The organism is Streptococcus sp. 116-D4 (assembly GCF_009731465.1).
GTDB lineage: Bacteria > Bacillota > Bacilli > Lactobacillales > Streptococcaceae > Streptococcus > Streptococcus pseudopneumoniae_E.
Map to the genome: position 1 here is coordinate 1,876,193 of NZ_AP021887.1, position 26,815 is coordinate 1,903,007.

Annotated in this window: 26 protein-coding genes and 2 pseudogenes; 4 read left to right on the top strand and 24 right to left on the bottom strand. The window is 42.0% G+C overall.

Annotated features, from left to right (window positions below; translation table 11 throughout):
* Positions 1-9: 9 nt before the first annotated feature.
* From UKS_RS09340 to UKS_RS09405, 14 genes and pseudogenes are all read right to left on the bottom strand, one after another.
* Complete coding sequence (locus UKS_RS09340) at positions 10-816, bottom strand: metal ABC transporter permease (RefSeq protein ID WP_156012913.1); 807 nt, start codon at positions 814-816, stop codon at positions 10-12.
* Positions 809-1,513 carry a metal ABC transporter ATP-binding protein gene (locus UKS_RS09345; RefSeq protein ID WP_156012915.1) on the bottom strand — a complete coding sequence of 235 codons (705 nt, stop codon included), beginning with the start codon at positions 1,511-1,513 and terminating at the stop codon, positions 809-811. The genes UKS_RS09340 and UKS_RS09345 overlap by 8 nt, the downstream gene beginning before the upstream one ends.
* Complete coding sequence (adcR, locus tag UKS_RS09350; RefSeq protein WP_001249308.1) at positions 1,513-1,953, bottom strand: zinc-dependent transcriptional regulator AdcR; 441 nt, start codon at positions 1,951-1,953, stop codon at positions 1,513-1,515. Before adcR ends, UKS_RS09345 begins: the two co-directional genes overlap by 1 nt.
* Before the next feature lie 151 nt (positions 1,954-2,104).
* The gene (dltD, locus tag UKS_RS09355) at positions 2,105-3,373 is read right to left on the bottom strand and encodes a D-alanyl-lipoteichoic acid biosynthesis protein DltD (protein WP_156012917.1); all 1,269 of its coding nucleotides are present in this window, start codon (positions 3,371-3,373) and stop codon (positions 2,105-2,107) included.
* Positions 3,366-3,605 (bottom strand): D-alanine--poly(phosphoribitol) ligase subunit DltC, encoded by a 240-nt coding sequence (gene dltC, locus UKS_RS09360; RefSeq protein WP_000351967.1) that lies wholly within the window; start codon positions 3,603-3,605, stop codon positions 3,366-3,368. The genes dltD and dltC overlap by 8 nt, the downstream gene beginning before the upstream one ends.
* Positions 3,606-3,618: 13 nt before the next feature.
* Positions 3,619-4,863, bottom strand: a complete 1,245-nt coding sequence (gene dltB / locus UKS_RS09365) for a D-alanyl-lipoteichoic acid biosynthesis protein DltB (protein WP_156012919.1) — start codon at positions 4,861-4,863, stop codon at positions 3,619-3,621.
* Positions 4,860-6,410: a D-alanine--poly(phosphoribitol) ligase subunit DltA gene (gene dltA, locus UKS_RS09370; RefSeq protein WP_156012921.1), complete on the bottom strand. Its 1,551-nt coding sequence runs from the start codon at positions 6,408-6,410 to the stop codon at positions 4,860-4,862. The genes dltB and dltA overlap by 4 nt, the downstream gene beginning before the upstream one ends.
* Positions 6,411-6,430: 20 nt before the next feature.
* Positions 6,431-6,562 carry a teichoic acid D-Ala incorporation-associated protein DltX gene (locus UKS_RS09375; RefSeq protein ID WP_049495393.1) on the bottom strand — a complete coding sequence of 44 codons (132 nt, stop codon included), beginning with the start codon at positions 6,560-6,562 and terminating at the stop codon, positions 6,431-6,433.
* A gap of 223 nt (positions 6,563-6,785) precedes the next feature.
* Positions 6,786-6,938: pseudogene (locus tag UKS_RS09380) on the bottom strand (aquaporin); the annotation flags it as partial.
* Between the two features lie 134 nt (positions 6,939-7,072).
* Positions 7,073-8,251, bottom strand: a complete 1,179-nt coding sequence (locus UKS_RS09385) for a ryptide export MFS transporter (RefSeq protein WP_156012923.1) — start codon at positions 8,249-8,251, stop codon at positions 7,073-7,075.
* Positions 8,252-8,401: 150 nt separating this feature from the next.
* Positions 8,402-9,106: an MIP/aquaporin family protein gene (locus UKS_RS09390; protein ID WP_156012925.1), complete on the bottom strand. Its 705-nt coding sequence runs from the start codon at positions 9,104-9,106 to the stop codon at positions 8,402-8,404.
* 70 nt (positions 9,107-9,176) lie between these two features.
* Positions 9,177-11,003 (bottom strand): type 1 glycerol-3-phosphate oxidase, encoded by a 1,827-nt coding sequence (gene glpO / locus UKS_RS09395; protein ID WP_156012927.1) that lies wholly within the window; start codon positions 11,001-11,003, stop codon positions 9,177-9,179.
* Between the two features lie 41 nt (positions 11,004-11,044).
* Positions 11,045-12,553 (bottom strand): glycerol kinase GlpK, encoded by a 1,509-nt coding sequence (glpK, locus tag UKS_RS09400; RefSeq protein ID WP_000076784.1) that lies wholly within the window; start codon positions 12,551-12,553, stop codon positions 11,045-11,047.
* Between the two features lie 159 nt (positions 12,554-12,712).
* Positions 12,713-14,140, bottom strand: coding sequence for a helix-turn-helix domain-containing protein (locus UKS_RS09405; RefSeq protein WP_156012929.1), 1,428 nt, complete (start codon positions 14,138-14,140; stop codon positions 12,713-12,715).
* Positions 14,141-14,304: 164 nt separating this feature from the next.
* Here UKS_RS09405 and hslO point away from each other — a divergent pair, with 164 nt between their 5' ends.
* The 3 genes from hslO to UKS_RS09420 are packed head-to-tail and all read left to right on the top strand — an operon-like array spanning position 14,305 to position 16,697.
* Positions 14,305-15,177: an Hsp33 family molecular chaperone HslO gene (gene hslO, locus UKS_RS09410; RefSeq protein ID WP_156012931.1), complete on the top strand. Its 873-nt coding sequence runs from the start codon at positions 14,305-14,307 to the stop codon at positions 15,175-15,177.
* A complete protein-coding gene (gene dusB, locus UKS_RS09415) occupies positions 15,164-16,144 on the top strand; it encodes a tRNA dihydrouridine synthase DusB (RefSeq protein ID WP_000183308.1) in 981 nt (326 codons plus the stop codon). The genes hslO and dusB overlap by 14 nt, the downstream gene beginning before the upstream one ends.
* A gap of 1 nt (position 16,145) precedes the next feature.
* On the top strand, positions 16,146-16,697 hold the full coding sequence (locus UKS_RS09420; protein ID WP_156012933.1) for a cysteine hydrolase family protein: 552 nt from the start codon (positions 16,146-16,148) through the stop codon (positions 16,695-16,697).
* Positions 16,698-16,766: 69 nt separating this feature from the next.
* On the opposite strand, the gene UKS_RS09425 is transcribed toward UKS_RS09420, so the two are convergent.
* Entirely contained in the window at positions 16,767-17,480 is a 714-nt protein-coding gene (locus tag UKS_RS09425; RefSeq protein WP_156012935.1) for a hypothetical protein, read from the bottom strand.
* A 278-nt stretch (positions 17,481-17,758) separates the two neighbouring features.
* On the opposite strand from UKS_RS09425, the pseudogene UKS_RS09430 reads away from it, so the two are divergent.
* Positions 17,759-17,989, top strand: a pseudogene (locus UKS_RS09430) (hypothetical protein).
* Positions 17,990-18,061: 72 nt separating this feature from the next.
* Here the strand turns inward: UKS_RS09430 and UKS_RS09435 are convergent.
* The 9 genes from UKS_RS09435 to UKS_RS09475 form a co-directional block, all read right to left on the bottom strand.
* A complete protein-coding gene (locus UKS_RS09435) occupies positions 18,062-18,835 on the bottom strand; it encodes an NUDIX domain-containing protein (protein ID WP_156012937.1) in 774 nt (257 codons plus the stop codon).
* 1 nt (position 18,836) lies between these two features.
* Complete coding sequence (gene pnuC, locus UKS_RS09440; RefSeq protein ID WP_156012939.1) at positions 18,837-19,616, bottom strand: nicotinamide riboside transporter PnuC; 780 nt, start codon at positions 19,614-19,616, stop codon at positions 18,837-18,839.
* A 9-nt stretch (positions 19,617-19,625) separates the two neighbouring features.
* A complete protein-coding gene (locus UKS_RS09445; RefSeq protein WP_156012941.1) occupies positions 19,626-20,684 on the bottom strand; it encodes an AAA family ATPase in 1,059 nt (352 codons plus the stop codon).
* 147 nt (positions 20,685-20,831) lie between these two features.
* A complete protein-coding gene (locus tag UKS_RS09450; RefSeq protein WP_156012943.1) occupies positions 20,832-23,264 on the bottom strand; it encodes an ATP-dependent Clp protease ATP-binding subunit in 2,433 nt (810 codons plus the stop codon).
* A gap of 1 nt (position 23,265) precedes the next feature.
* Positions 23,266-23,724: a CtsR family transcriptional regulator gene (locus UKS_RS09455; protein WP_156012945.1), complete on the bottom strand. Its 459-nt coding sequence runs from the start codon at positions 23,722-23,724 to the stop codon at positions 23,266-23,268.
* A gap of 118 nt (positions 23,725-23,842) precedes the next feature.
* Positions 23,843-24,571 carry an ABC transporter ATP-binding protein gene (locus UKS_RS09460; RefSeq protein ID WP_117304646.1) on the bottom strand — a complete coding sequence of 243 codons (729 nt, stop codon included), beginning with the start codon at positions 24,569-24,571 and terminating at the stop codon, positions 23,843-23,845.
* On the bottom strand, positions 24,571-25,578 hold the full coding sequence (locus UKS_RS09465) for an ABC transporter substrate-binding protein (protein WP_156012947.1): 1,008 nt from the start codon (positions 25,576-25,578) through the stop codon (positions 24,571-24,573). The genes UKS_RS09460 and UKS_RS09465 overlap by 1 nt, the downstream gene beginning before the upstream one ends.
* A 37-nt stretch (positions 25,579-25,615) precedes the next feature.
* Positions 25,616-26,374, bottom strand: coding sequence for an ABC transporter permease (locus UKS_RS09470; RefSeq protein WP_173020487.1), 759 nt, complete (start codon positions 26,372-26,374; stop codon positions 25,616-25,618).
* Complete coding sequence (locus UKS_RS09475; RefSeq protein WP_156012951.1) at positions 26,337-26,627, bottom strand: thiamine-binding protein; 291 nt, start codon at positions 26,625-26,627, stop codon at positions 26,337-26,339. The genes UKS_RS09470 and UKS_RS09475 overlap by 38 nt, the downstream gene beginning before the upstream one ends.
* Positions 26,628-26,815: the final 188 nt, after the last annotated feature.

Consider the following 26,815-nt stretch of genomic DNA (forward strand, 5'->3'; position numbering starts at 1 on the left):
GTTAGTCTCCTATTTGATAAAACGTCTTACTAAACTGATTAGCAAGAAAACAGTTACAAAAATAATAGTAATACTTGCACTTGCAGGTGTTTCTGCATAGTAGGAAATGTAAAGTCCTGCCACCATTCCCAAAAATCCAATCGCACTGGCAAGCAGCATAACCGATTTAAAGTTTTTCCCCAGACGCAGGGCAATACTAGCTGGCAAGACCATAATGGTCGATACCAGAAGAGCTCCTGCTGCAGGAATCATAAGGGCAATGGCCACCCCCGTCACCATGTTAAAAAGAATGGACATGGTACGAACTGGCAAGCCATCCACAAAGGCCGTATCCTCATCAAAGGTCAGGATATACATCGGACGAAGGAAGAGGAAGGTCAAAATCAAAACAACCGCCGCAATGACAAAGAGGGAAATAACTTGCTCTTCACTGATCGTCACGATTGAACCAAAAAGATACTGGTCCAAACTCATAGAACTCGAGCTTTTACCCTTGCTCATGACAATCAGAGAAACAGCCAGTCCTGTCGACATGAGGATAGCTGTCCCGATTTCCATAAAGCTCTTGTAAACCGTACGGAGATACTCCAGGAAGACCGCCGCAATCAAGACAATGACAATAGTAGAGACAGTCGGAGAAATCCCTAGTACCAACCCAAAAGCTACACCTGAAAGCGAGACGTGGCTGAGGGTATCACTCATCAAACTCTGACGGCGCAAAATAAGGAAGGTTCCCAATACTGGCGAGAAAAGACTCATAGCAATAACGGCCAGAAAGGCACGTTGCATAAAGTCATAAGATAATAAACTAAGCATGACCCACCTCCTGATCACTCTCATGAACATTGAAACAACGCCATGGTGAATCTTGATTACGAACTAGATGAATATTGCGGTCCGCATAGTCCTTCACTTCTTCAGGGTCATGGGTAATCATCAAAACAGCCTTGCCGTGATGATGGGCGCTGTGGTGCATGAGTTCGTAAAATTCATTTTTACTTCCTGCATCCATCCCAGTTGTCGGCTCATCCAGAATAAATACATCTGGGTCCGAAGCAAACATACGTGCGATCACCGCTCGCTGCTTTTGTCCCCCAGATAGAGACCCCAAGCGTTTGTCTCTGTGTTCCCACATACCAACTGAGTCCAGACTAGCCTTGATATGCTCCTCATCATGAGCATTCAAACGACGGAACCAACCTTTTCGCGGATAGCGACCTGACTTGACAAATTCATAAACCGTACTTGGAAAACCAGCATTAAAACTGGCAATCTGTTGAGGAAGGTAAGCTATTCTCAATTTCTTACCCTGCGTATTTGTTTTTGAAATGGTCACCTTTCCAATGCGTGGCTGGAGGATTCCAAGACTGGCCTTGATCAGTGTCGTCTTAGCCGCTCCATTTTCCCCTGTCAAGGTAACAAATTCCCCACTATCAACACTATAATTGATATGTTCAAGAACGGGCTCCTTATCATAATAGAAGGATAAATCCTCTACCGTAATATATCTCATTATTTGATTTCTCCTACTAAAGCAGTCAAAAACCGCTGAATCACTTTTTGTTCATTTGGAGTAAACTGAGTCGCCACTTGTTCATAGGTTAAAAGTGTATGCTCATGATGATGATGGTGCTCCTCAGCGATTGGACGAGCCAAATCAGTCAATTGATAAAAAATCACACGCGCATCCTTAGGATCTTTAGATGTTTCTAACATCCCTTCCTTGACCAAGGACTTAATGGCCTTGGTAACCGCCGCCTGACTGACATTGAGGCGACGAGCCAACTCTGAATTTGTTAAAGATTCCTCCGACAAAAGCATGAGGATATGCTCCTGAGTATTGGTCAGAGCCACCTCACTAGTGCAATGACCTATTAGGATTTCATGCTGATTTTCTGCTTGTAAAATCACCTCATTCAAAAAGGCATCGATATCCTTCGCTAGCTGTCTCATATCTGACTCCATTCCTTTTGGACTTCTCTTTTTAAGAGAAAAATACTATTCTTTGAAAAATTATTTACTGGTTAATTATATCACAACCAAAAAAAGAGTCAAGAAAAAACGTGAAAACTAGTTTCATCCTTTAACTCTTCTATACTATTATCTATTGAAATTCCTTGACATCTCCATCATAAGTTGCCCAATCTTTGCTGAAAAAGCGCTCATTCAGATGGTACGTCGGAGCTGGGGTGGGATTGGATAGGAAAGGATCAACAGCCTTATCAAATGCCAACCAACCCAACCAACCAAGGTGAATGGTATCCTTCATAAAGAAAGCTTCCCCACCGTCCTTAGAAAAATCTGCTATATTGGTAAAACCTTGACTTTCTAACTGGTAGCGAATCTTCTGCACCGTTTGTTGGTACATATCCTCCCGCAAACCAGCGTAGTCCATCCATTTTTTATTAACAGGCGGAATGACAAAAATCGGATTTACCTTGGATTTGGAAAATTGGGTTAAAACTAACTGTAAATCATTATACTCTGGCGATTTGAGATAAGTATGAGTTTTCTGAGAATCCTTTAATTTCGTCAAATCTTTCTTAATCTGCGTATTATAGAAATAATTCTCCATTCCCAGATCATTATTAGAAGTATTCTTTTCTGCATCTGCTTTGACAACATCTTCTATCACTTGATAAGAAAACTGGTCTGGCAAGGTCTTTAAATACTTAGCTACATGCTTATCGTATTTGAAATAGCCTCTAACCGAAAACTGACCAAAAAAGGAAGCTTGACGTTCATTAAAACGAGCCAATAATTCAATCATTTCATTGTCTGCCGTCGACAATTCTTCTTTACTTGCCAACTTCTGAACCAGATCCTTCATATCTACATTTGGAAACTGCTCTAGTAAGCGAGTCGCTGCATATTGACTAGCCTGATCTCCAGATTGATGTTCCAGAAAACTCGTCAACTGATCCCCATTAAAATACTGCTGGAAGGCTGCTGGCTCATAGCCATTTTTACTAAACCACTGGGGCGAGATAACATATACAACTTGTTTATTCTCCAATTGTGGCAACATCTGTTGCATCCCAAAATACTGATTGAGCGAGGCAGCTCCCCTCTGTCCTAAAAGATAGGGGCGATAAGAGCGGTTGTATTTCTCAGCCAATACCGCAGGATGGGCGCCGTCAAAACGAAGCCATTCACTGGAGCCAAAGAAGGGAACAAAACGCATATTTGGATCAGATAAGGCTCTGACCTTTTGACTCCGCTCCTTAAAACTTTCAATGGTAGTAGCCACCGCCGAACGCTTTTCAGCTCCCAGATCATGGTGCATCTCAGCAGGATAGAAAAAGATAAGCAGACAAACCAACAAACCAGCTATCAAGACCGGTCCGAAGATCATCCATAAGCGTTTAAGCATTTTGTAGCTCCACAATACCGGCTATGATTTTATTGGCTGTATTCCAGTCGTCGCGACCGAACTCTGTTACAGGCACACGAATGTCAAAACGGTTTTCAATCTCCACAATTAATTCAACCGTGCCCATGCTATCCAAGACACCTGCATCAAAAAGATCTTCATCCATCATGTCAGAAACATCTTCCATAAACAACTCATCAATGATTTCAATAACTTCTGATTTGATATCCATTTTTTAATTCCTTTTATTTTTTAAACCATAAATCATTCAAGAATCCAGAAAAGATCAAGAATGAAAACATGACGACATGGAAGGTGACAACCATGCCAAGCAACTGAATCCAGCGATTATCAGGTAAGGTAGCCTTCCCTGCTTTTTTGCGTTCTTTATTGAGTGCTTTTTTCTTGCGAACCCAAGCGTCATTGATGACCAGTCCAATCCCATGAAAGAGTCCATAGGCGATGTAGTACCAGGTCACACCGTGCCAAAATCCCATAATCAGCATATTGACAATATAGGCTACACTTGAGGTCACATTGCGATTTTTAAAGACCTTCTTTCTGGTCAACAACATCACCATTCGCATAAAGACAAAGTCACGAAACCAAAAAGACAGGCTCATATGCCAACGATTCCAAAACTCCTTTAAATCCCTTGATAAAAAAGGCTTGTTGAAGTTGATCGGGCTACGAATCCCCATCAAGTTTGAAATGGCTAAGGCAAACATAGAGTAGCCAGCAAAATCAAAGAACAATTCCAAACCAAAGGTATACATGACTGCTAGGGCATAATGGTTAAAGAAGCCACCTGACTGTAGGGCTAGATTCTTCAGAGGAGGTAATAAAATCTCTCCTAAAATATGGGCTAGGATAAACTTGTATAGAAAGCCAAGCATGATGTACTTGACAGCTTCTTCCAGCATATCCATCAACTCATCTCGCTCAGGAATGGTCCGATAATTTTCATTAAAACGCTTAAAGCGATCGATTGGACCACTTGAAAAAGTCGGCATGAAGAGAAGGAAACGGAGGAATTCCCAGAGAGTAAAATCCTTAATCACTCCATCTCTCAGCTCGATGATAATCCCAACCGAACGAAAAGTTAGATAAGAAATTCCCAAGAACCCAAGCAAAGACTGCGTTCCATTGATAGCCGGTTGCACCTTGACAAAGATAATCGGAAGTAGGGATAGAAAGCTAACTAAATAGAAGACCCACTTGCCATCCTTGCTTTTTCGATAATGCTTGTAGAAAAGCAGGAGCAATATTTCCCAGCAAAGGTAAATACCCAAGGCAGCCAATTGATTGGTCTTCCCACCTACCAACATAGTGACGATAAAGAAGATACTAACCAACACCTCGTACCAGGCAAAGCGTTTCTTGAAAAAGAGACCGATAAAGATGGGCAAGGTTGCAGCAATCACATAGACAAAATACTGAGGATTGCCGTATGGCTCTAAATGAGGAAGCTGTTTGAAAAATTCCATCATCGACTGTTTACCTCATTGATCAAGCCTTTGATGTCAATCTTACCATTAGGAGTCAGTGGTAAACTGTCTCGATAAAGGAATTTAGATGGCATCATATAAGACATCATGATATCTGCTAAGTCTTCTTTGATAGCCTTGGTAATATCGATATCACGTTCAAACTGCTCGCGAACACCATCTTTTAAGATGATATAGGCCAGTAGATTTTGTACCTTGTGATCCTTGTTATAGCGTGGGACAGCTACAGCTGACTCTATAAAACGAGACTTATTAAGATTTTGAGAGACATCTTCAAGCTCAATGCGATAGCCATTAAACTTAATCTGGAAATCCATGCGCCCACCATAGAGAAGCAAGCCCCCATCTGTCATAGTCCCCACATCGCCTGTGTGATAGGCTGGCAGCCCTTCAAACTCAAAGAAGGCTTCTGCTGTTTTTTCAGGATTGTTCATATATCCTTTTGAAACAGCTGGCCCAGAAACAATGATTTCTCCCTGTTCGCCATTTGGCAATTTATTGCCGTCTTCGTCAATGATAAAGGTTGGAGAATCAGCCTTGGTATAGCCGATTGGTAGGCGTTTGAGAGTCGCTAGCATCTCGTCTGTCACAGCAACAGCTGACAAGGCTACTGTTGCTTCTGTTGGGCCGTAGGCATTGATAATACGGGCATTCGGGAAACGCTCACGTAGTTTTTGAGCCGTTTTGACCGTCAATTCTTCGCCATCAAAGTAGAAATGCGTAATTCCAGGCATTTTCTCGCTATTGAAGTCTTCAGACAACATAGCCATATCCACAAAAGAAGGCGTTGATGTCCAGATAGCGATTGGTAATGAAAAGAGGGTCGCAAAGAGTTGCTTAAAGTCCTGAGTAATAGCTGAAGGAAGGGCAAAAAGTGTACCACCCAGTGCCAAGGTCGGCGCCCAGTACATGACGGATAGGTCAAATGAATAAGGTGGCTGAGCCAGCATTTGTGGACGACTTGGCGTTGAAAATTCCTTGTCCGTAATCATCCAGTTGGTAAAGCTGAGGAGATTATCATGTGAAATCTGCACTCCCTTTGGCTTACCAGTCGTACCAGAAGTAAAGATAATGTAGTAGTTATCATCTCCCTTGACTGGATGCGTGATTTCATAGCTAGTCCCTTGAGCAAAGGCTTCTTGAACCTGATTTAGGTTCATCATCGGTGTCGAAACCTGCTCCAATGGAAAGTCTGAGATGGCAATAATCAAGCTTGGTTCTGCTACTTCTATAATAGCTGAGATTCTTTCCAAGGCTGAATGACTGTCAATGGGAATGTAGGCATGACCTGACTTAGTCAGCGCTACAAAAGTTGCCAACATTTCATATTCTTGGCCACCAAAAACAACCACAGGAGACTTCTCTGGTAAATCCAGTCGATCGATCGCTGCAGCCAAACTATCCGAATCAGCCTTTAAATCTCCATAAGTGTGTTCCTGACCTAAAACATTGTAAACAGGATAGTTAGGCTGGGTCTGAGCAAAATACTCAATGGTTTCAATCATATCTACTATTGGTTTATTTGACACAATAGGAATTCTCCTTCAAGTTAAAATTCATTATAGATAAAGCTTCCTTGACCCTGACCAAGATAGCTAAAGAAGTAAATCAGCCCTAGAAAGATAAGAAAATACAAGGCTGTCCGACCAAGAAAAAGGTACAATTCTTTTCTCTGTTTCATCAAGAAAAACCATTCATTTCTGTAATTTTTGCTAAATAAGATAGATTCTTACTATAGTATTTTTCTACCATTGTACCACTTTATAGACTAGTTTTTCAATTGTTTACCGTACATTTTCACTAGATTTCAGATTATTTTAAGGATTATGCGGTTTTTCTATGTATATTTTAAAAAAAGCCTGAGATTTTCATCTCAAGCTTTATCAACATAATTGTTTTCTAGATTAGAAAAGTGAGAATACAAGCACGGCCAAGGCTGCACCGAGGATAGGTCCCACAACAGGAATCCATGCATAAGACCAGTCTCCATCTCCCTTGTTTGAAATTGGAAGGATACTGTGCATGATACGAGGTCCAAGGTCACGAGCTGGGTTTAGGCGGGCTGTGCAAAAACTCAATTGCAGGAGAAAATGAAGTAAATCTTCCTCTAATAAAACGCACAATATAAAGTTTTTTTCAACACCTGATACTATGCGCTTTTCTGATTCTGAAAGACTTTTTGCCCAGGTTCTCATTTAAAATAGTCTCGTCTAATATAAATTAAAATAGCTTCTATCATCAGACAAATGGCTGATAGCCCAAAACTTATGCTAATGCCAAAACTCTCAGTAATATAGCTCATTAGCAAAACAAATACTGAAAATGCTAATGTCGAAATCACTTCAAGAACGGAATAAACATTAACCAAGTTATTTTCCTCTACTGTTTCCTGAAGAAATACACTTTCAGGAACTTCTTTTAGTTGCGATAACATACCAACTAAAGCTGAAAATAATAAAAACATCTGTGCGTTTGGAAAATATAGAATAGTCAGTGTCACTATTGCCATGGCTACAAGAGGAAAAAGAATACTTTCCCATTTAGCAGCGAGTAACTTTTCAGATAGCCTAAAAGCAATTAAGCCACTAATTATAATACCAATAGAGTATGCTGTATTAGAATATCCCCAGTAACTTTCCGTTTCATTTAATAACTCAGTTACAAAGACAAGTATGATAGACGAAACCCAAATCGTATTTGAGAAAATTTCAAATAAATTTGCTGATACAAAAAGTCTTAATCTAGGATCTCTAGCAACTAACTTCCAACCTTTGAGCAAAATTTCAAGATTTGTCTCTGACTCTAGCACCTCCACTTCAGCCTTAGGAAGAAATAACATCAGAAAGCTAGAAATGATATACAAGATTAAAATGATAAACGTGGTAGGTAACAGACCAATTGTTGCAAACAAGAGTCCACCTAACCCCCACCCCACCAATTGAACGGCTTCACCAGTCATTGACAAAGCTGAGTTAGCCTTACCCAAATCGGTCGCATAGCGTGGCACAATAGCATAGGAAACAGGTGCTGCAAAACCATCTAATATGGAAATTGCAACAACAAATAGATAAATTACCAAAGGCGCTACTGATTGCATTACGGTAAACATTCCTACCAATATCGTCAATAATATAGTCTTTCCAAATTGGGATAAAGATAAAACCCTATTTAGCGCTAACCTTTTAGTAACCAAAGGAACTAAAAGACTCGCAACAAAAGAGGATATTCCTATTAAAATGGGAACTAGTGATGTGGCAATTACTGATTTTGAAATAATGTATATGTTAGCAATGATGGTTACTCTAAAGAAAATATCTGCTAAATTTGCAAACAATTGAGAGACTAACAATTTGATAAATGAATTAGACATATAGCTCTCCCATCTTTGTTTCCAACTTTGGAATTAAAATTTGATTTTTAATATTTTAGCATAAAATAGCAGAAAACAAAAGTGATGGTTTTCACATGAAAAAGCCTGAGATTTTCATCTCAAGCTTTATCAACATAATTGTTTTCTAAATTAGAAAAGTGAGAATACAAGCACGGCCAAGGCTGCACCGAGGATAGGTCCCACAACAGGAATCCAGGCATAAGACCAGTCTCCATCTCCCTTGTTTGAAATTGGAAGGATACTGTGCATGATACGAGGTCCAAGGTCACGAGCTGGGTTCAAGGCATAACCTGTTGTCCCACCTAGTGATAGACCAATACCGACAATCAAAGTTCCCACTGCAAAGGTTCCGATTCCTGCTTGAAGGTCATAAAGCCCCAAAGCAAAGATTGTCAACACCAAAACAAAGGTTCCAAGGATTTCGCTGATCAAGTTTGATACAGTATCTTTGATGGCCGGTCCTGTGCTGAAGGTAGCCAAAATATTTCCTGCATTTTCTTCTGCCTCATAATGCGGTTTGAATTGCAACCAAACCAAAATCTGACCCAGCATAGCCCCTGCGAACTGGGCTAAGATATAAGGCAATACGGAAGCCCAAGGCAAGTCACCTTTTAAAGCTACACCAATTGTCACAGCTGGGTTTAAATGAGCTGGACTGAGCTTGCCAGATACAAATACTGCAACCGCAACTGCAATCCCCCAACCCATAGTAATCACAATCCAACCTGAGTTGTTGCTCTTGGTTTTAGGAAGAACCACACCTGCAACAACACCATTTCCTAGAAGAATCAGGATTAAAGTTCCCAAAAATTCTCCAAATAATTCATTCATCATCTCTCTGTCTCCATTAAAAAGGAGGAGAGGGTGGACTAGGAGTCCTGCCCTCCACCTCTTTTATTTTTTCTTAATTTTTTAATTCTGCTAAATCATTGTTAGCAAGAGCTGCTTCGACATCAGCACGGTAAGCTGCTTTTTCTTCTTCTGTCCAGTCATAGAATCGTCCCATTTCATCCAAAACTGGCTCAACGATGCTATCCAAACTATCACGCATAAAGAGCATGTGATTGGTACGACGAAGGAGGAAGTCAACTGGGCTCAGAGCCAACTCATTGCGCATTGCATAGTGAAGTGACAAAGTATCTGCCAAGCTGAGTCCTGGCGCTTGTTCTAAGCTGTGAGCAAGAGCAAAGACTTTCGGTGCATTTGAACCGTAAAGATTTGCTAGGTAATGAGCTTCCTTGCTATCCAAACCACGTGACACTCCAAGTTGCGCAAAGGCTTCGATTTCTGAGTCCACATTTGCTGGGTTCAATTCCCCACCTGAAACAGGGTATGTCTTAGAGTTGATCAGTTTAAAGCTGCGGTCAAATTCTGCTTTGAGGATATCAACCACGCGCTCCATAGCTCCTTCAGCCATCTTACGGTAGTCTGTGATTTTACCACCAGCAAGGGTCAAGAGACCATTGTCATCACGGTCCAAGCTCGAACCACGTGAAACTGCAGATGGGTCCAAATGTTTCTCAGAGGTACTGCTTTCAAGCTTGCTAACAGCAGACTCAACATCTTCACGCGTTTTTTCTTTAGAAAGATAAGATTCAACAGTCGCAATCAAGTTGTTAAAGCTTTCATCACTAATAGTTCCGTTATTCCCTCCATTGTAGTCAGAAGCGCTGTTGCCTGCGATCAATGGACGAAGACCTGCCCAGCTACTCTCAATATCTTGAACAGTAATGTTTGCTTCTGGGAAGCGGTTGTTGACAATGCCAAGTAGGTAATCTACATCTTCTTGAGTTACTTTTGGATGTTCCAAATCCCCTGTGTAGTCTGTATCAGTTGTACCGAAGTAAGTCTTGTTTTCACGTGGGAGAACAAAGACCATCCGGCCATCACCCAAACCTGTGTCAAAGTAAACTGGCTGTGAAACCTTGATCTTGCTTGAATCCACTACCAAGTGAACTCCCTTAGTTGGACGCATTTGTGAGAATTGGGTTCCCTTATTAGACAAATTGCGTACCTTATCGCTCCAAGGACCTGTTGTGTTAATCACCAGACGGGCCTTGATTTCAAATACTTGGTCTGTCAACAAATCACGAGCTACAACACCTGTAATCTTGCCACTTTCGTCAAAGAGGAAGCCTTCTGCCTTCACGTGGTTGGCAATGAGGGCCCCGTCTTGGTTGGCACGTTTGATGTTTTCGATTACGAGACGCGCATCGTTGTTACGGAAGTCAAGGTAAACTCCACCTCCTACCAAACCTTCTTTCTTCAAGTTTGGCTGGCGTTCCAAGACTTCTTCCTTGCTCAAGACCTTGTTTGCCGCTGGCGTGTTATTAACCCCTGCCAAAAGGTCGTACAAGTCCATAGCTACCTTAAGACGGAAGAGGCTAAAGGTTGCTCCATCTTCTTCATAAACTGGCAAGAGCATTGGATCTGGTTTTGGAATATGAGGTGCAATTTGTTGTACCACTGCACGTTCAGAAACCGTATCTGATACTACTTCTACGTCGAATTGTTTGAGGTAGCGAAGACCTCCGTGAACCAATTTAGTTGAGCGGCTAGATGTTCCTTCTGCAAAGTCTTGCATTTCAATCAAACCAGTTTCAAGACCACTAGCTGCTGCCTGCAAGGCTACACCAGCCCCTGTGATTCCTCCACCGATAATCAAGAGGTCCAAGGTACGTTCCTGCATTTTTTTAATTGATAATTCACGTGTTTTCTTTGAAAATTCCATTTTTACACACTTTCTAACTAAGTCGCTTTATTCTTCCAGTATTAGTCGTCTACTTCCGCAAAGACTTGGGTTGCTTTTACAGCCTTCTTCCAGCCCTTGTAGAGTTGTTCCTTGCGCGATTCGTTCATAGATGGCTCAAAGAGTTCTCCTGTCTCGTTCAAGAGTTTCAACTCATCCAAGTCTTTCCAGTAACCTACTGACAAACCTGCTAGGAAGGCTGCCCCTAGAGCTGTTGTTTCCAAGTTTTTGGCGCGTGCGATATCGATTCCCAAAATGTCAGCTTGGAACTGCATGAGGAAATTGTTCATAGCTGCACCACCGTCCACTTTCAAGACTTGGATAGCTGTCTGCGCATCCACTTGCATGGTATCGATGATATCACGCACTTGATAAGCAATAGATTGAAGAGTTGCCTTGATAAAGTCTTCTTTGCTTGTTCCACGAGTCAAGCCAAAGACAGAACCGCGAGCATTTTGATTCCAGTATGGAGCACCTAGACCTGTAAAGGCTGGAACGACATAAACTTCATCGTTGTTGTGAGAATCACGAGCGTATTTTTCAGATTCTGGTGAATTTTCGACCATGCGAAGTCCATCACGAAGCCACTGAATGGCACTTCCTGCGATGAAGATAGACCCTTCCAAGGCATAGTAAACCTTGCCGTTAATTCCGTAACCAATGGTTGTCAAAAGATTGTTCTCAGACAACTGCATCTCTTCCCCAGTGTTCATGATGATGAAAGAACCTGTTCCATAAGTATTTTTAACCATACCAGGTTCAAAGGCCAACTGTCCAAAGAGGGCTGCTTGTTGGTCCCCAGCCATACCTGAGATTGGCACTTCTCCACCATAGAAGTGGAATGGCGCTGTTTTACCGTAGATTTCAGAGTTAGAACGAACTTCTGGGAGCATAGCCTTAGGAATGTTGAGGATTTCCAAAATCTCATCATCCCATTTGAGTTCTTTAATATTGTAGAGCATGGTACGAGCTGCATTTGAGTAGTCTGTCACGTGAGCCGCACCGTCAGTCAATTTCCAAACCAACCAAGTATCGATGGTACCAAAGAGCAATTCACCCTTTTCTGCTCGCTCTTGAGCGCCTTCGACATGGTCCAAAATCCAACGAACCTTGGTCGCAGAGAAGTAAGCATCGATGATCAAACCAGTCTTTTCATGGAATTTTTCCACATAACCTTGGCTTTTTAGTTGCTCAGCCAAAGGGGCTGTCTGGCGTGACTGCCAAACGATTGCGTTGTAGATAGGAAGCCCTGTTTTCTTATCCCAGACAACAGTTGTTTCACGTTGGTTGGTAATTCCGATTGCTTCGATTTGATTTGGCTTGACACCACTTTCGATGAAAGCACCCGCAATAACTGACTGAACAGAGTTCCAAATTTCATTGGCATTGTGCTCTACCCAACCTGCCTGAGGGAAAATCTGGGTAAACTCTTTTTGACTCGAGCTAACTTTTTCTCCTTTTTTGTTAAAAATAATGGCACGAGAGCTTGTAGTCCCCTGGTCAATCGCCATGATGTATTTTTCTTGTGACATGTGCTGTCCTCCTGATAAAGATCTTGAGGATATTTCCTCTTTACACTTACTAGTATACAAAATAAAGCGCTTTCTTGTTTATCAACTTTTTTTAATTTTTTAAAAAATGTGAGGAGATTGTGTGAATTTCACAAAAAAGACCTGGAATGACCAAGCCTTTTAAGTGAATAATAAGTGGCGAATAGCCGCCAAATCTTCCATATCCAAGTCATTTTTTAAATAATAGACTGGTGTTTGTTCCTTCTTATGAATCGGGTTATTGGTAACCAGCAAATCATAATGTCGAGTTCGGTCATAGGCTTCAATGGTAATAAAACGATTGTATTCCAAATACCGTTTCAAAATGGCTGCCATCCTTGAAAAGACAAGAAAACCAGATGTCAAATCCAGACCAATCCGCATATGTTGACCACCATTTTCAGCCATATATTCGATTAACTGGAGCCATTCCCAGAGAATTTTCTTATCCAAATCCGTACCTTGCTGAAAAGCAGGTAGAGCATGAAAAATCTCCTCTGCTGTCTCTTTAAAATCATGTTCCATCAGGAAATATGGATGACGATTCTCCAACTGGTACTTGTAGCGATCCTGTAAGATATAGCCCTTATAGAGATAGACTTGAGCACAAAGCTGACTGAGTTCATAAGTGACATGGTCCTCTGTATAGTCCCCCAATAGTTCCTCCTTTTTCATTTCTTGAATCAATTGCGTCAGCAAATCTGCCAACTGCCCTCCAAAACCAAGGATATACTCCATAGTATGAAGAGGAAGAATGCGATGAGATAGGAGGAAAGAGAAGAAAATCATCATCTCACCATCCTCAGTTCCCAGAGGAAGGTGTTGCCCAGCAAAAAAGGACGGAGCCTTTCGATGCAAACGAAGGTAGAAAATATTGTCAAAATACCCTCGCATTTTCTCTTCTATCACTTGAAACTGGCAGGCATTGACCCGGAGACGCTGTTGACTGATGTGGGACCAGAGAACCAAGTCCAGTTTTTGCCCCGAAGACAAACTTGCACCGCAGATTTCTTCTAAACTGGCAATTTCCTGCTTTCTCTCTGGTTTCTGCATGTGACCTTCCCACTCCTGACTGGACCAAACCTTGCGGAAAAGACAGAAATAGAAATAACGAATCTGATGCTCTGGACCTCGCCAACGGCCATTTTGGATAGATAAATCAAACTCTGACAAAATCTGATTTAGACTAGCCAAATGACGGCCAAGCGTGGCCTCACTAATCATTAATTCTTGAGCCAACTGATGGGCTAAAAACTGTTGGTGGTAAAGAAGATAAACGAGAATCTGATATTTAACAGCATTCTCCAAAAACAAGCTCCGAATGTCTCTCCCCTTAGTAGTTGCACCGATTGACAGGCGCAGATTTTCATCTTCTAAGGAGATGGTCAACTCTAAGCCACTGTCCAAAGCCTTGTCATTAAGCAGGGTGACATATTTGGTTAGGGTTGCTTTTGAAAATCCTGTTTCCTCCATTACAGCCTTGACAGTCGTCTGAGACTCTTGTAATAGAAAGGAAAGGATTGAAAATTGGCCAGATTCGACCTTTTCCATCAAATCTCCTAAATACATTTGTTACCCCTTTCATTTTCTACCTTAAGCATAGCATAAATCTTAGAAATGCTGAAATAATCTGTTTCTCTTTTTATTTTCATGCTGATTTCCTAGTCCATTATCCTGAAAATCGACAAACACACGGCTCCCCCTTTGGGCATTTTTATGCTAAAATAGTAGCTATGGATAAAATTATTAAAAGTATATCAGAAAGCGGAGCCTTTCGTGCTTTTGTTCTTGATAGCACAGAAACCGTCCGCACTGCTCAAGAAAAACACCAAACCCAAGCTAGCTCAACTGTAGCACTTGGTCGAACTCTTATCGCCAGCCAGATTCTCGCAGCCAATGAAAAAGGAAATACCAAACTAACAGTGAAGGTACTGGGATCTAGCTCTCTAGGGGCCATTATCACGGTCGCTGATACCAAGGGTAACGTCAAAGGCTATGTTCAGAATTCTGGTGTTGACATCAAAAAGACTGCAACTGGTGAAGTTCTAGTTGGACCTTTTGTTGGAAATGGTCAATTCCTCGTTATCACAGACTACGGTACTGGAAATCCTTACAACTCTATGACTCCCCTCATCTCTGGGGAAATCGGTGAAGATCTTGCCTTTTACCTGACTGAAAGCCAACAGATCCCTTCAGCAGTAGGTCTCAATGTCCTTTTGGACGAGGAAGACAAGGTCAAGGTTGCAGGTGGTTTCTTAGTCCAAGTCTTGCCAGGAGCCAAGGAAGAAGAGATTGCTCGCTTTGAGAAACGCATCCAAGAAATGCCAGCTATCTCAACGCTTCTGGAAAGTGAAGACCATATCGAAGCCCTCCTCAAAGCAATCTACGGTGACGAGCCATACAAACGCTTGTCTGAAGAAGAAATCCGTTTCCAATGTGACTGTAGCCATGAGCGCTTTATGAACGCTCTTGCCAGCCTTCCAAGTTCAGACTTACAGGAAATGAAAGAGGAAGACCACGGGGCAGAAATCACTTGTCAATTCTGTCAAACTACCTATAACTTTGATGAAAACGACCTGGAGGAACTCATTCGTGACAAATCTTAATACACCCTTTATGATTGGCAATGTTGAGATTCCCAATCGTACCGTTTTAGCGCCCATGGCTGGCGTGACCAACTCAGCCTTTCGTACCATCGCAAAAGAGCTCGGAGCTGGACTCGTTGTCATGGAAATGGTCTCTGACAAGGGAATCCAATACAACAACGAAAAAACTCTTCACATGCTTCATATCGATGAAGGCGAAAACCCTGTCTCTATCCAGCTTTTTGGTAGCGATGAAGACAGCCTAGCACGCGCAGCCGAATTCATCCAAGAAAACACCAAAACCGATATCGTGGATATCAACATGGGCTGCCCAGTTAACAAAATCGTGAAGAACGAAGCTGGCGCTATGTGGCTCAAGGACCCAGACAAGATCTACTCTATCATCAACAAGGTCCAGTCTGTCCTTGATATCCCACTTACTGTCAAAATGCGTACCGGCTGGGCTGATCCATCTCTTGCAGTAGAAAATGCCCTCGCTGCTGAAGCAGCAGGTGTTTCTGCCCTCGCCATGCATGGCCGTACCCGTGAGCAAATGTATACAGGTCATGCAGACCTTGAGACCCTGCACAAGGTTGCCCAAGCTCTGACCAAGATTCCCTTCATCGCCAATGGTGATATCCGTACGGTCCAAGAAGCCAAACAACGCATCGAAGAAGTCGGTGCTGATGCAGTCATGATTGGCCGCGCTGCCATGGGAAATCCCTACCTCTTCAACCAGATCAATCATTACTTTGAAACAGGAGAAATCCTACCTGATTTGACCTTTGAAGACAAGATGAAAATCGCCTACGAACACTTAAAACGATTGATTAACCTCAAAGGGGAAAACGTCGCAGTTCGTGAATTCCGTGGCCTCGCTCCTCATTACCTCCGTGGAACATCTGGCGCTGCCAAACTCCGTGGAGCCATTTCCCAAGCCAGCACCCTAGCAGAGATTGAAGCCCTCTTGCAATTGGATAAGGCTTAAAATGGTTCATACTGCTCTACTAGTTATCGATATGCAAAAAGCATTTGATAACCCTATCTGGGGAGAACGGAACAACCCTCAAGCTGAACAACAAGCATTGAGGGTACTGGCATACTTTCGTAAACATGCTCTTCCAGTCTTACATGTTCAACACATATCTGACAATCCCCAGTCGCAATTTCATCACAAACAAAACCAGGAGTTTAAAAGTGGATTTGAAGCAATTACTTCAGAACCTGTCTTTCAAAAAACGGTTAATAGCGCCTTTATTGGAACAAACCTTGAATCCTATTTACGAACAAATCAGATTTGTCGTTTAGTCGTTGTTGGTTTGACCCTGCCTCATTGTGTATCTACTACTACACGAATGGCAGCAAATCTTGGCTTTGAAGTCACTTTACTAGCAGATGCTACTGCCAGTTTTACCCTATCTAACAAAAACGGTCAGGCCATCTCGCCTGAGACTATCCATGAGATTAATCTCCTTTCTCTACAAGATGAGTTTGCGCAAATTCTTACTACAGAAGAATTTTTAACCCAAGTAAAAGTATAAAATAATCCGTCAACTCTTATTGAGCTGACGGATTTTCTTTGATTGTAAAAATTCAAATACTGATAGCTATTATTGATTCAGAGCAACACTGGAAACCTTACCATCCGCTCCTGTTGTAATTTGGATGACTTTTCCTCCACCAATTTTGGCATTATATTTACCATCATCAAGAGTATAAGAATAACCTTTGATAGAGTAATTTTCTTTCTTTCCATCAGCAGATTCTACTGTAAATTGACCACCTGATGAAACTGTGATAGTTTCGCCATTTGCTCCCTTCCAATTGCCTGCTGCAGCTGAGAAATCACCATCTACCATGGTTAAAACACCCTTGTAGCGTTTATTTTGCTCTGCTTGCTTGTCTTGAAGTTTGCGGTCAGTTGTAGGATCATAGCTTGATTGGTTAGACTGGGCTTGAGGAGACTGTTGAGTTGATGGAGTCTGAGCAGGAGTTTGTTGACTAGCCGCCTGTTGACTAGCTACCTGTTGATTAGACACTTCTTGACCCTGTCTTTGCTCTGGTACAGGTGCCGCTTGTGATGGTGTTGCACTTGCTGAAGACTGGTCGGTAGATGCCTTGGCCTTTTCAGATGAAGCTGAACTTGAGGATTTCTGAGTCTTGCTTTCTTTGCTCGCAGAAGCTGCTTTAGAGCTTGATGATTGGCTTGTCTTAGCAGAACTGCTTGCTTGAGTTGTTTCCTTTTTATTTCCACAAGCTCCTAATAATAGGGTAGAAGCCAATACAGTCGCTGCCATCAATTTGATATAGGTTTTCTTTTTCATTTTTCTACTCCTTTGTAATATTTTAGAAATATAAAGAAATATTTTTGTAATATAATTGTAACATTGAGATTTAAATATGTCAAGAATTTATCTAAACTATTTTAAAAATATCACATAATTTAGATACATTTACTCCTCCTACTCTTTTATTCGTAATAAAACAGAAAAATAGGAGATTTTCCTGTTAAAAATTTGAATTTGTTTTTATGTAATCGCTTATATCTTTAACTGCAAAGGAATATAATAACATTGAAATAGAATATAGGAGGTGCATTCTTATGCTAAATAAGTATTACAAGTATCTTCCTTGGTTGATTTTGGGAGCTATTGGCTCTTATCAATCAGCCACTCACTATGGCAAAACTGCATTTAATGTCTACTATCTGACTACAATCTTTGGATTGTTTATATAGCTTTGTTATTTCTACACAAGAACTATCTCAAGTATCGATACAAAGACTTTTTTTACTCACCTGTTGAGCAATTCTAGGAGAGATAGCCATCCCTAAAAGCAGGCACAACACAAAACCATCTCATGATGGTACATAAAGAGGTCGGGAACTTTGTCCCGACCTCACTTTTTATTTCAATCGATAGGTTTTTCTTGGTTTCTTTTTAGGCACTCGTTTGAGTCCAACTTCTTCTACATATTCTCCGTATTTTACGAGAAAGTTATTGCTTACGATTGGGCGACCGGGGTTGATAAGATTGACCAGTTCAGTTCCTTCGTAGACAGTGAACTCCTCCTCCAGCAGATAGAGGAAGGTCGGATTCCAGTCGAGACGCCCTTGGATTCGTTTGATGGATTCTTGGATAATGGCATAATGGTCAAAAGCGAAGGCTTGCTCCTCCAACTCTACTCCCTCTAAGAAGCACTTGCCTGTCTGAAAATCGACATCTACGAAAACGACATCCTTGGCATCGTCTCCTGCTTGAACAAGTTCTAATGCACGACTAGGCAGATAAACCAAGTGGGCAATGGTCACTGTCCAGCCCCGGGGGTCACGGCCGGGGGTCGATACGGTCATCAATTGCTCAATTTTTTCCAAAGGAAGATCGAGATTGACTTCTTCTCTCACCTCACGCTGACAGGCATGCGCAGCATCTTCGTCCTTGTCCATAAATCCTCCAACTAAGGCCAAACAGTTTTGATAAGGGTGAGCCTTGCGGCGAATTAATAAGAGCTTGATTTTTCCGTCGACAAAGCAATAAGCTACCATATCCACCGTCACGCTCGGTTTTTCATACTGAGGAAGATCCTGTTTGCAGTACCAGTCTAAAAATTCCTTCTCAGTCGCATGAATTTCAAAATATTCTTTTTCCGTCATCCCTACTGGAATCATCGTGTCCTCCATTTTATGCCTCCTTACGAACTGCCTTGGTCCATTGGTACCAACCGACTAGACTATTGATGGTGTAGACCCAGTACATTCCTTGGATATGGATGTTTTCACCCCACCAGAGATAAATACTAAAGAGATTGGTTGCAATCCAGAAAATCCACTGCTCACGGTAAAGACGTGTCATCAAGAGCTGACCAACACCATTGGTCGCATCGGTAACACTATCACGGAAAGGGCGAGCACTATGGATACTTTGGTAAGCTAATCCCATGCCAATCCAGATGATAGCAGTCAAGGCTAAGTACTTGAGCCAATCAAAAACAGATAATTTCTTGGCTTCAAAGTGAGATTCTTCTACTTTTCCTTGGTCATTAATACGGTTGGACAGCCAAGCATAGAGACCAATCGGCTGCATGACAAAGAAGTAAACGGTCGTCAAGACTTCGCCATAAAAAGTCGCATTCATGGCCAAAACCAAATAGATAGCTGAGTTAATAGCCCCGAAGAGATAATTGCTTGCACGTCCTTCTGCTACTAAGATAACACAGACAATCCCAGTCCAAGATGCAAACAAGCTTAACCAATCGTGACTATCTATATTTTGAGTGAATTCCAAGATCAAGGGAACACTTGACAAGGCGATGAGATACAACCACTGGAAAAGGCTACGGCCGACAAAGAGATCTTTCCAGAGCAGGCTCATGATTCCTGCAAACCCGATCTTACGAGCTTCTGCATGAACATTTTTAAAGTTTTCGATAAATTGTGTGATTTTTTCAGTTAATTTTTTCATATTTTTCTCCTAATCTGCTTGGTAGATGGCATCAATAGCCACTTTTGCTGCTTCATAATTTCCTAGATAGTCATCAGCTAGATAAACATGAGGAATATTGCCTAGATATTGCTCCCTCATCTGGTCCAAATGCTGGGAAAAACTATGACGAATATGGTCTTCTGCCATGGTCATATCTCTAAATCCATCATTGACATAGGAGCCGACAGGTTGCACAAAGAGAATCAAGTCCCATTTTTCCTTAGCCAAAATCGAGACAAAGAGATTATCAAAAGTCTCTCCCGATAAGTCCTCTTGATCCTCAGTCTCCATGTAATAATCATAGTAGCCCTTGGTTACTAAGGAGTTGGTGTCTGCTATTACCAGTCCCCTATTGGCATTGCTATCGATTAACTTAGAGGTCTGGTCATACTGCCCTAAAAGGAGATAATAGTAATCCTTTGGAGTCAATTCATCATCGCGGACATTGTTTTTGATCTGGTACTCACGCGCATATTCCAGACTAACGGGCGCATCGTAATACCTTGCCAAATCCTTAGCCAGAGTGGTCTTCCCATTGCTGGCACTTCCCATAATCAACACTTTCTTTGTAAACTGACGTCGGAAAGGTTGAGCAATATATTTCCAATATTTGCTTGGATTTTCACGAATCATAGTCGCTGAGATACCAAATTTTCTTTCTTGCAAGACAGTCTCAAAACCACGATTAGACAATTCTTGCTGGTAGTCTGCTTCTCCCACAAAGAAGATTAGTTCTTGCTGGGTTTCATTATAAGAAATCTCCGCTAACATCTGATTCAACCACTCCTGCCAACCCATAGGGTAACGGGGAAGATTGGTTTCATCTAATTTGCAGACAGAGGTCAACTCGTCATCACGAAAAGCCTCTCGGATATAGCGAAATCTTTTTTGAAGCGTTAACCCTACCTGCTCCCCTCGGTCTCCCTCATAGCCTGAAACGACAACCCAGACCCGGTCACACTGCCGCTTGGCTCGCTGGATCAAATCGATATGTCCTTGATGAAGTGGAGCAAAGGTTCCAAATACCACTGCTGTTTTCTTTTTCATAAACGTATAGCCTTTTTATATTTTTTGATATTTTCATTATCTATGTTTTTATTATAAACTATATTTTTGCTTTGTCAATAGTTTTTTATTATTTTTTATAAAAAAGTAGCAAAAAAGAGAATCAAGATTGCTCCTGATTCTCCATTTTTATACAATATCAAATTTTAACTGGCCTGCTTTAACACCAATCTTAAGTGTGTTGCCTGCCTCTAATTCTCCCTTGAGAAGAAGTTCTGCCAACTTGTCTTCCACTTCTGTTTGTAGGGTTCTGCGAAGCGGACGAGCTCCCATCTCTGGGTCATATCCTTGATTGGCCAACAATTTCAGTGCGGAAGCTTGTAATTTCAAGTCAATGCCTTTTTCAGCCAAACTTGCCACTAAAGGTTTGACCATAATCTTCACCACTTCCTGCATATGATCGCTAGAAAGGCTATGGAAGACCACCTTTTCATCAATACGGTTGATAAACTCAGGTCTATAAGCTTTTTTCAGCTCTTCAAACATGCGTTTTTCCATATTTTCCTGGTCAAAACGAATATCCTTTGCCCCAAATCCAACTGTCTTGTCATCCCGAAGGGCTGTCGCACCAAGGTTTGACGTCATGATGATAATGGTATTTGAAAAGTCAACCTTGCGGCCCTTGCTATCGGTCAAGACACCGTCATCCAAGACCTGCAAGAGCACATTAAAGATGTCTGGGTGGGCCTTTTCTACCTCGTCAAAGAGGAGAACAGAGTATGGTTTATTGCGAACCTTCTCGGTCAACTCCCCACCTTCTTCGTAACCAACATAACCCGGAGGAGCTCCATTGAGACGGCTGGCTGCGAATTTCTCCATATACTCACTCATATCAAAGCGGATAAGAGCTGATTCGTCGTCAAAAAGAACTTCTGCCAGAGCCTTGGCCAATTCAGTCTTCCCGACACCTGTAGGCCCTAAGAACATAAAGGAACCAATAGGACGCTTATGACTGCGAATCCCTGACTGGTTGCGGCGAATGGCACGGCTAATACTTGAAACAGCTTGATCTTGACCGATGACACGTTTGTGCAGTTCAGCTTCCAAGTTTAAGTATTTCTTAGCATCAGTCTGAGTCAGTTTTTGGACTGGAATACCTGACAAGCGACTTAAGGTGGTCAAAATATCAGACTCTGTTACCAAGTCTTGATAGACAGGCAATTCCTCTTCTTTTACGATTAGCTGAGCTGCTTGTTTCCACTTGCCATCCATCAAGGCCTTGTCAGCTGAACTCAAGCCAGAATCGTCTGCTGTTACATGCTTAGCCTTATTTTGCACTGTTGCTGCTGCCTCATCCAAAAGATCAATAGCGGAGTCTGGCAAGTGACGACTAGTCAAGTAACGATGAGCCATCTTGACAGCTGTTTCAACCGCATCATCTGTGATTTGCACACGATGATGCTTCTCATAGGTCGCTTTCAAACCTTGCAAAATGGCCATGCTGTCTGCCACACTTGGCTCTTCAATCGTCACTTTGGCGAATCGACGAGAAAGGGCCGCATCTTTTTCAATGTGTTTTTGGTACTCTTCTTGAGTGGTGGCACCAACTGTTCTCAAAGTTCCACGCGCCAAGGCTGGCTTCAAGATATTGGCCGCATCTAGAGTTGAGTCAATTCCACTACCAGAACCCATGATGGTATGAAGTTCATCGATAAAGAGGATGACTTGGCCATCTTCTTCAATATCCTTTATGATATTGTTCATGCGTTCTTCAAAGTCACCACGGAAGCGTGTCCCTGCAACAACATTCATCAAATCAAGCTCTAACACGCGCATCTTAGCCATTTCCGCAGGCACATCCCCTCTAGCAATACGCTGAGCAAGACCAAGCGCCAGAGCAGTTTTCCCGACACCTGCATCCCCAACCAAGACAGGATTATTCTTGGTCTTCCGACTCAAGATTTGAATCATACGTGAGATTTCCTTGTCCCGACCGATGACTGGCTCTAACTTGCCAGAACGCGCTTGCTCTGTCAAATCATGCGTATAGTCCTCGAGACCACCACTTGAAGTCTGGGGCATGCCCATCATATTCGCCATAGAATTTTGCTTGTCAGCTACTGTACGATGGCGTTGGCGTAAAGCCTTGAGGTCTTCACGAGTCCAGCCTGCCCGTTCTTCTAAATTTCGACGAAGAGCAGCAATCTTGACCTGATCTTTCTTGTCTTCATAAGAAAAACCAGCCCTCTCCAAGATACGAGTCGCCAAGGCATTGCCATCATGCAAAATCGCATAAAGGACATGCTCTGTCCCTAGCATCTTAGCATGGACCACTGATGCTACATACTCTGCTTCGTCAAAAAGAACCTGCAAACGATGAGAAAACGGCAATTCCGTAAAGGTTTCATCCTGGCTATAGTCCGTTTCAGTCAGTTCCAAAGCCACCTCTTCTAAACGGTCCATCTCATATGGATAATCATTTAAAGTCGCCCCGGCCACACTATAACTGTGATTGGACATGGCAATCAACAAGTGCCAAGACTCTAGATAACGAGCTCCAAAATGGCTAGCCACCATGTAGGCACTTTCGATACATTCATTCAATGCTTTTGAATAGTTCATCTTACTTCCCTTTTCTATCTACCTCTTGTATGACCTGTCGTAGCATATTAGCACGAAGGATTGGAGCTTCTTCTCCTAGAACGCGATCCAAAGCTACTGCTACCAGCAAATTCATCTCTTGCTTGGTCATCAATTCCTGCTCAACCAAAAGCTGTAGAATATCTTCATAAATCTCTTGACTGAGTCGCTCACCAATTGAGTAAAGCAGCTCCCTGAGCATTTCATGATGACTAGAAAACTCAATCCGTCCTATACGAATATAACCTCCGCCACCACGCTTACTTTCAACCAAGTAGCCTCTACTTTCCGTAAAGCGTGTCTTGATCACATAGTTAATCTGACTAGGAACAACCTGAAAAGTATCTGCCAACTGACTCCGTTGCAACTCCACGATACCAGATTGATCTAAAATCGCCTTGATGTAGGCCTCAATATGATCCGATGTATTTTTAAATCTCATTACAAACCCACCTTTCTCTTTGAACCTTGACCTTATCTGACTATTATACCGAAATTTTCTCATTTTTAAAAGAAAAAGGGCGTCGGTAAAGGATAATCTTCACCAACTCCCTCTTTTTCTACTTATCTAAGCCTAATTCTGCCAAGATTTGACGTTTGTAGGCAATCTTTTGGACTTCCTTGTCCTCATCTTCAGACCAATCTAGTTTAATTTCTGAAACAATCTGCCCAGGGCGATTTTTCAAGATATAGATGCGGTCACTGAGATTGAGGGCCTCCTCGATACTATGCGTGATGATCAAGGTTGTTAGCTGCAACTGCTTGTGAATCTCAAGATACCAAGCGTGGAGTTCCATCTTGGTCATCTCATCCAAGGCGCTAAAGGCCTCATCTAAAAGAAAGAGCTTGTGCCCGAAAAGATAGGTACGAAGCAAGGCCACACGCTGGCGCATCCCACCACTGAGTTCATGAGGGTATTTATCTCTGACAGCTGTCAACTGGAAGGTCGCAAGAATTTCATCTGCACGAGCAATAGCTTCTGCCTTATCCACCTTTTGAATCAAGAGGGGAAGAATGATATTACCAAGCACCGTCTTGTGCTCCAAGAGCAGATCCTTTTGCAACATATAACTCACGCGCCCTTTGGGATTTTCCTCCCCATCAAGGACAATTCTCCCTGACTGAACTTCTAAAATCCCAGCGATTAGATTAAAGAGGGTGGTCTTTCCTACACCACTTGGGCCTAAGATAGAAACCACTTCACCTGAAGTCACTTGTAGGTTAATATCCTCTAAAATCTTTTCATCATCGTAGGCGTAGCTTACGTGTTCTAGTCTAATTTCTGTCATTATTTTACAAATTCGTTGGTAAATCCTTTATCTGTCAAGTCTTCCTTGAGGATTCCATTTTCTTTATCCCATTTGTAGAAGGCATTCCAGCGAGCTGCATCAAATTGTCCCCATTTTTCCTTGTCGCTAGCATATTCTTTTGACAAGTATTTTTGAGATTCGATGACAAAGTCACGTTTTTCCTTGAGTTCAGGTGCATTTTTGATGAGGATATCAGCTGCTTCCTCTGGATGCTCCATGGCATATTGGTAGCCTTTTTTGATAGCTTGGATGACTTTACGAGCTTCTTCTTTGTTGTCTTTCAGATAGTCATTGTTAGCAATGATAACTGGTGAATAGTAGTCAAATTCTTTAACGTAGTCTTTCAAATACATGAAGTTAGCATCTACACCTTGCGATTTAGCAAGGATACCATCCCAACCGTAGTAGATCCAAGCAGTATCAAAGACCCCATTGGCAATCGGTGTGATCGAGTTTGAATCATTATTTGGTACTTTTTCAACTTTTTCAAAGTCTCCACCTTGAGATTCTACCAAGGTTTTCAACATAGCAAGTTCAGTTGGGTCATTCCAAGTTCCGTATTTCTTACCAACTAAGTCTTTTGGACTGGTTACATTGTCAGACTTACGAGAGATGATTCCTGATGTATTGTGCTCAACGATTGCTGCAACGGCTGTAATTCCTGCCCCTTTTTCCAATTTCTTAGCCATGTAGTCTTGGAAATAGATAGCAAACGGTGCCTTACCATTGATAACTAGGTCTGATGAGCTTTCTTCTGGTGGCAATTTCAAATCAACATCCACTCCAGCTTCTTTGAAATAACCTTTTTCTTTGGCTACATAAAGTCCGGTGTGGTTGGTATTTGGTGTCCAGTCTAGGATAAAGTCAATCTTCTTAAGTTCTGCTTCCTTATTATCCTTAGAAGCAGTTCCTTGACCACAGGCCACAAGCACAACAGCTAGAAGAGCTGTTAAAACAGTTAAAAACACTTTCCATGTTTTTTTCATTTTGATTTCCTCTTTTCTTTTTACAAAACGCTCTATTTTAAGTACGTTTCCATTTAATCACATATTTTTCACTGACATCAACCAGCTTCATACCGAGAAGGCTGATAATCGATACCAGAATAATAATAGCAAACATGGTATCATACTGAAACAGTTTCTTTGACTGAATCATATAGACACCTAGTCCTTCAAAGCCTCCCAACCACTCAGATACCACTGTTGTGATAAAGGCGTAGGAGACACTGACCCTCAGACCTGCATAAAAGTAAGGCAGGCTGACTGGAATTTTAAAATGCCACAGGATTTGCCAAGGCTTGGCTCGCATCAGACTAAACAAGGTCAGCATATCCTTGTCACAATGCCTAAAACCGTCCAAAATGCTGACGATGATAGGAAAGGTTGTCGTTAAAATAATCAAGACAATCTTGGGTAAAATCCCATAACCTAGCCACAAGACCAGGATAGGGGCTATGGCAATAGTCGGGATCGTCTGAACAACCACCATCATTGGGTAAATCAGGTCATTAAGCCAAGTCAAACTATCCATGAGCACAGCCATGAGACAGGCTATCAAGACTCCCAAAACCAACCCCAGTAAAGCCACTCTCAAGGTCGCCCAGCTATGGTGCCAGAGAAATTCTCTATCACGAACAAAGGCCTGGAGAATTTCAAGAGGGGTCGGCAGGATAAACTTAGGAAGAAGTTTAAGCAACCCTGCTAGCTGCCAGATTGACAAGACTCCCAAAAAACCCAATAGACTAATGTGTCGCCTCAGTATACTTTTCAAGTTTCTCATCAATACTTAAAATCTCTCCTACATTTATTTTGACATTGGCAAAGACATTGTCTGCCTCCTGCCCTGCCACTTCTAGCGCTTCTTTGAGAATGCGCATAAGCTCATCAAACTCCCCTTCCAAGACTGTTTCAAATGGTGTCACCACCATCGTCACTTCTTGAGCTTGCAGATAAGCGATGATCTGATCGATAACAGCAATCCGATCAATCCCCTGTGATAGGGGTAAAACTTGCAAGGCAATGCTTGCTTTCATAACAACCTCCTCTTCTCGTTTTCCTTTGACAAAAAGAAAAACCTTTGCCATATATGGAAAAGGTCAAGAGTAGACTAAGTATCGTTCCCTACGCTGGCATTACCCAGATCAGGTGCGGTCGAAGCTTAACGCTTCCTCTCAGACTGTACACAGACTCCCATATATTATATGGATATATGATAGCGCAA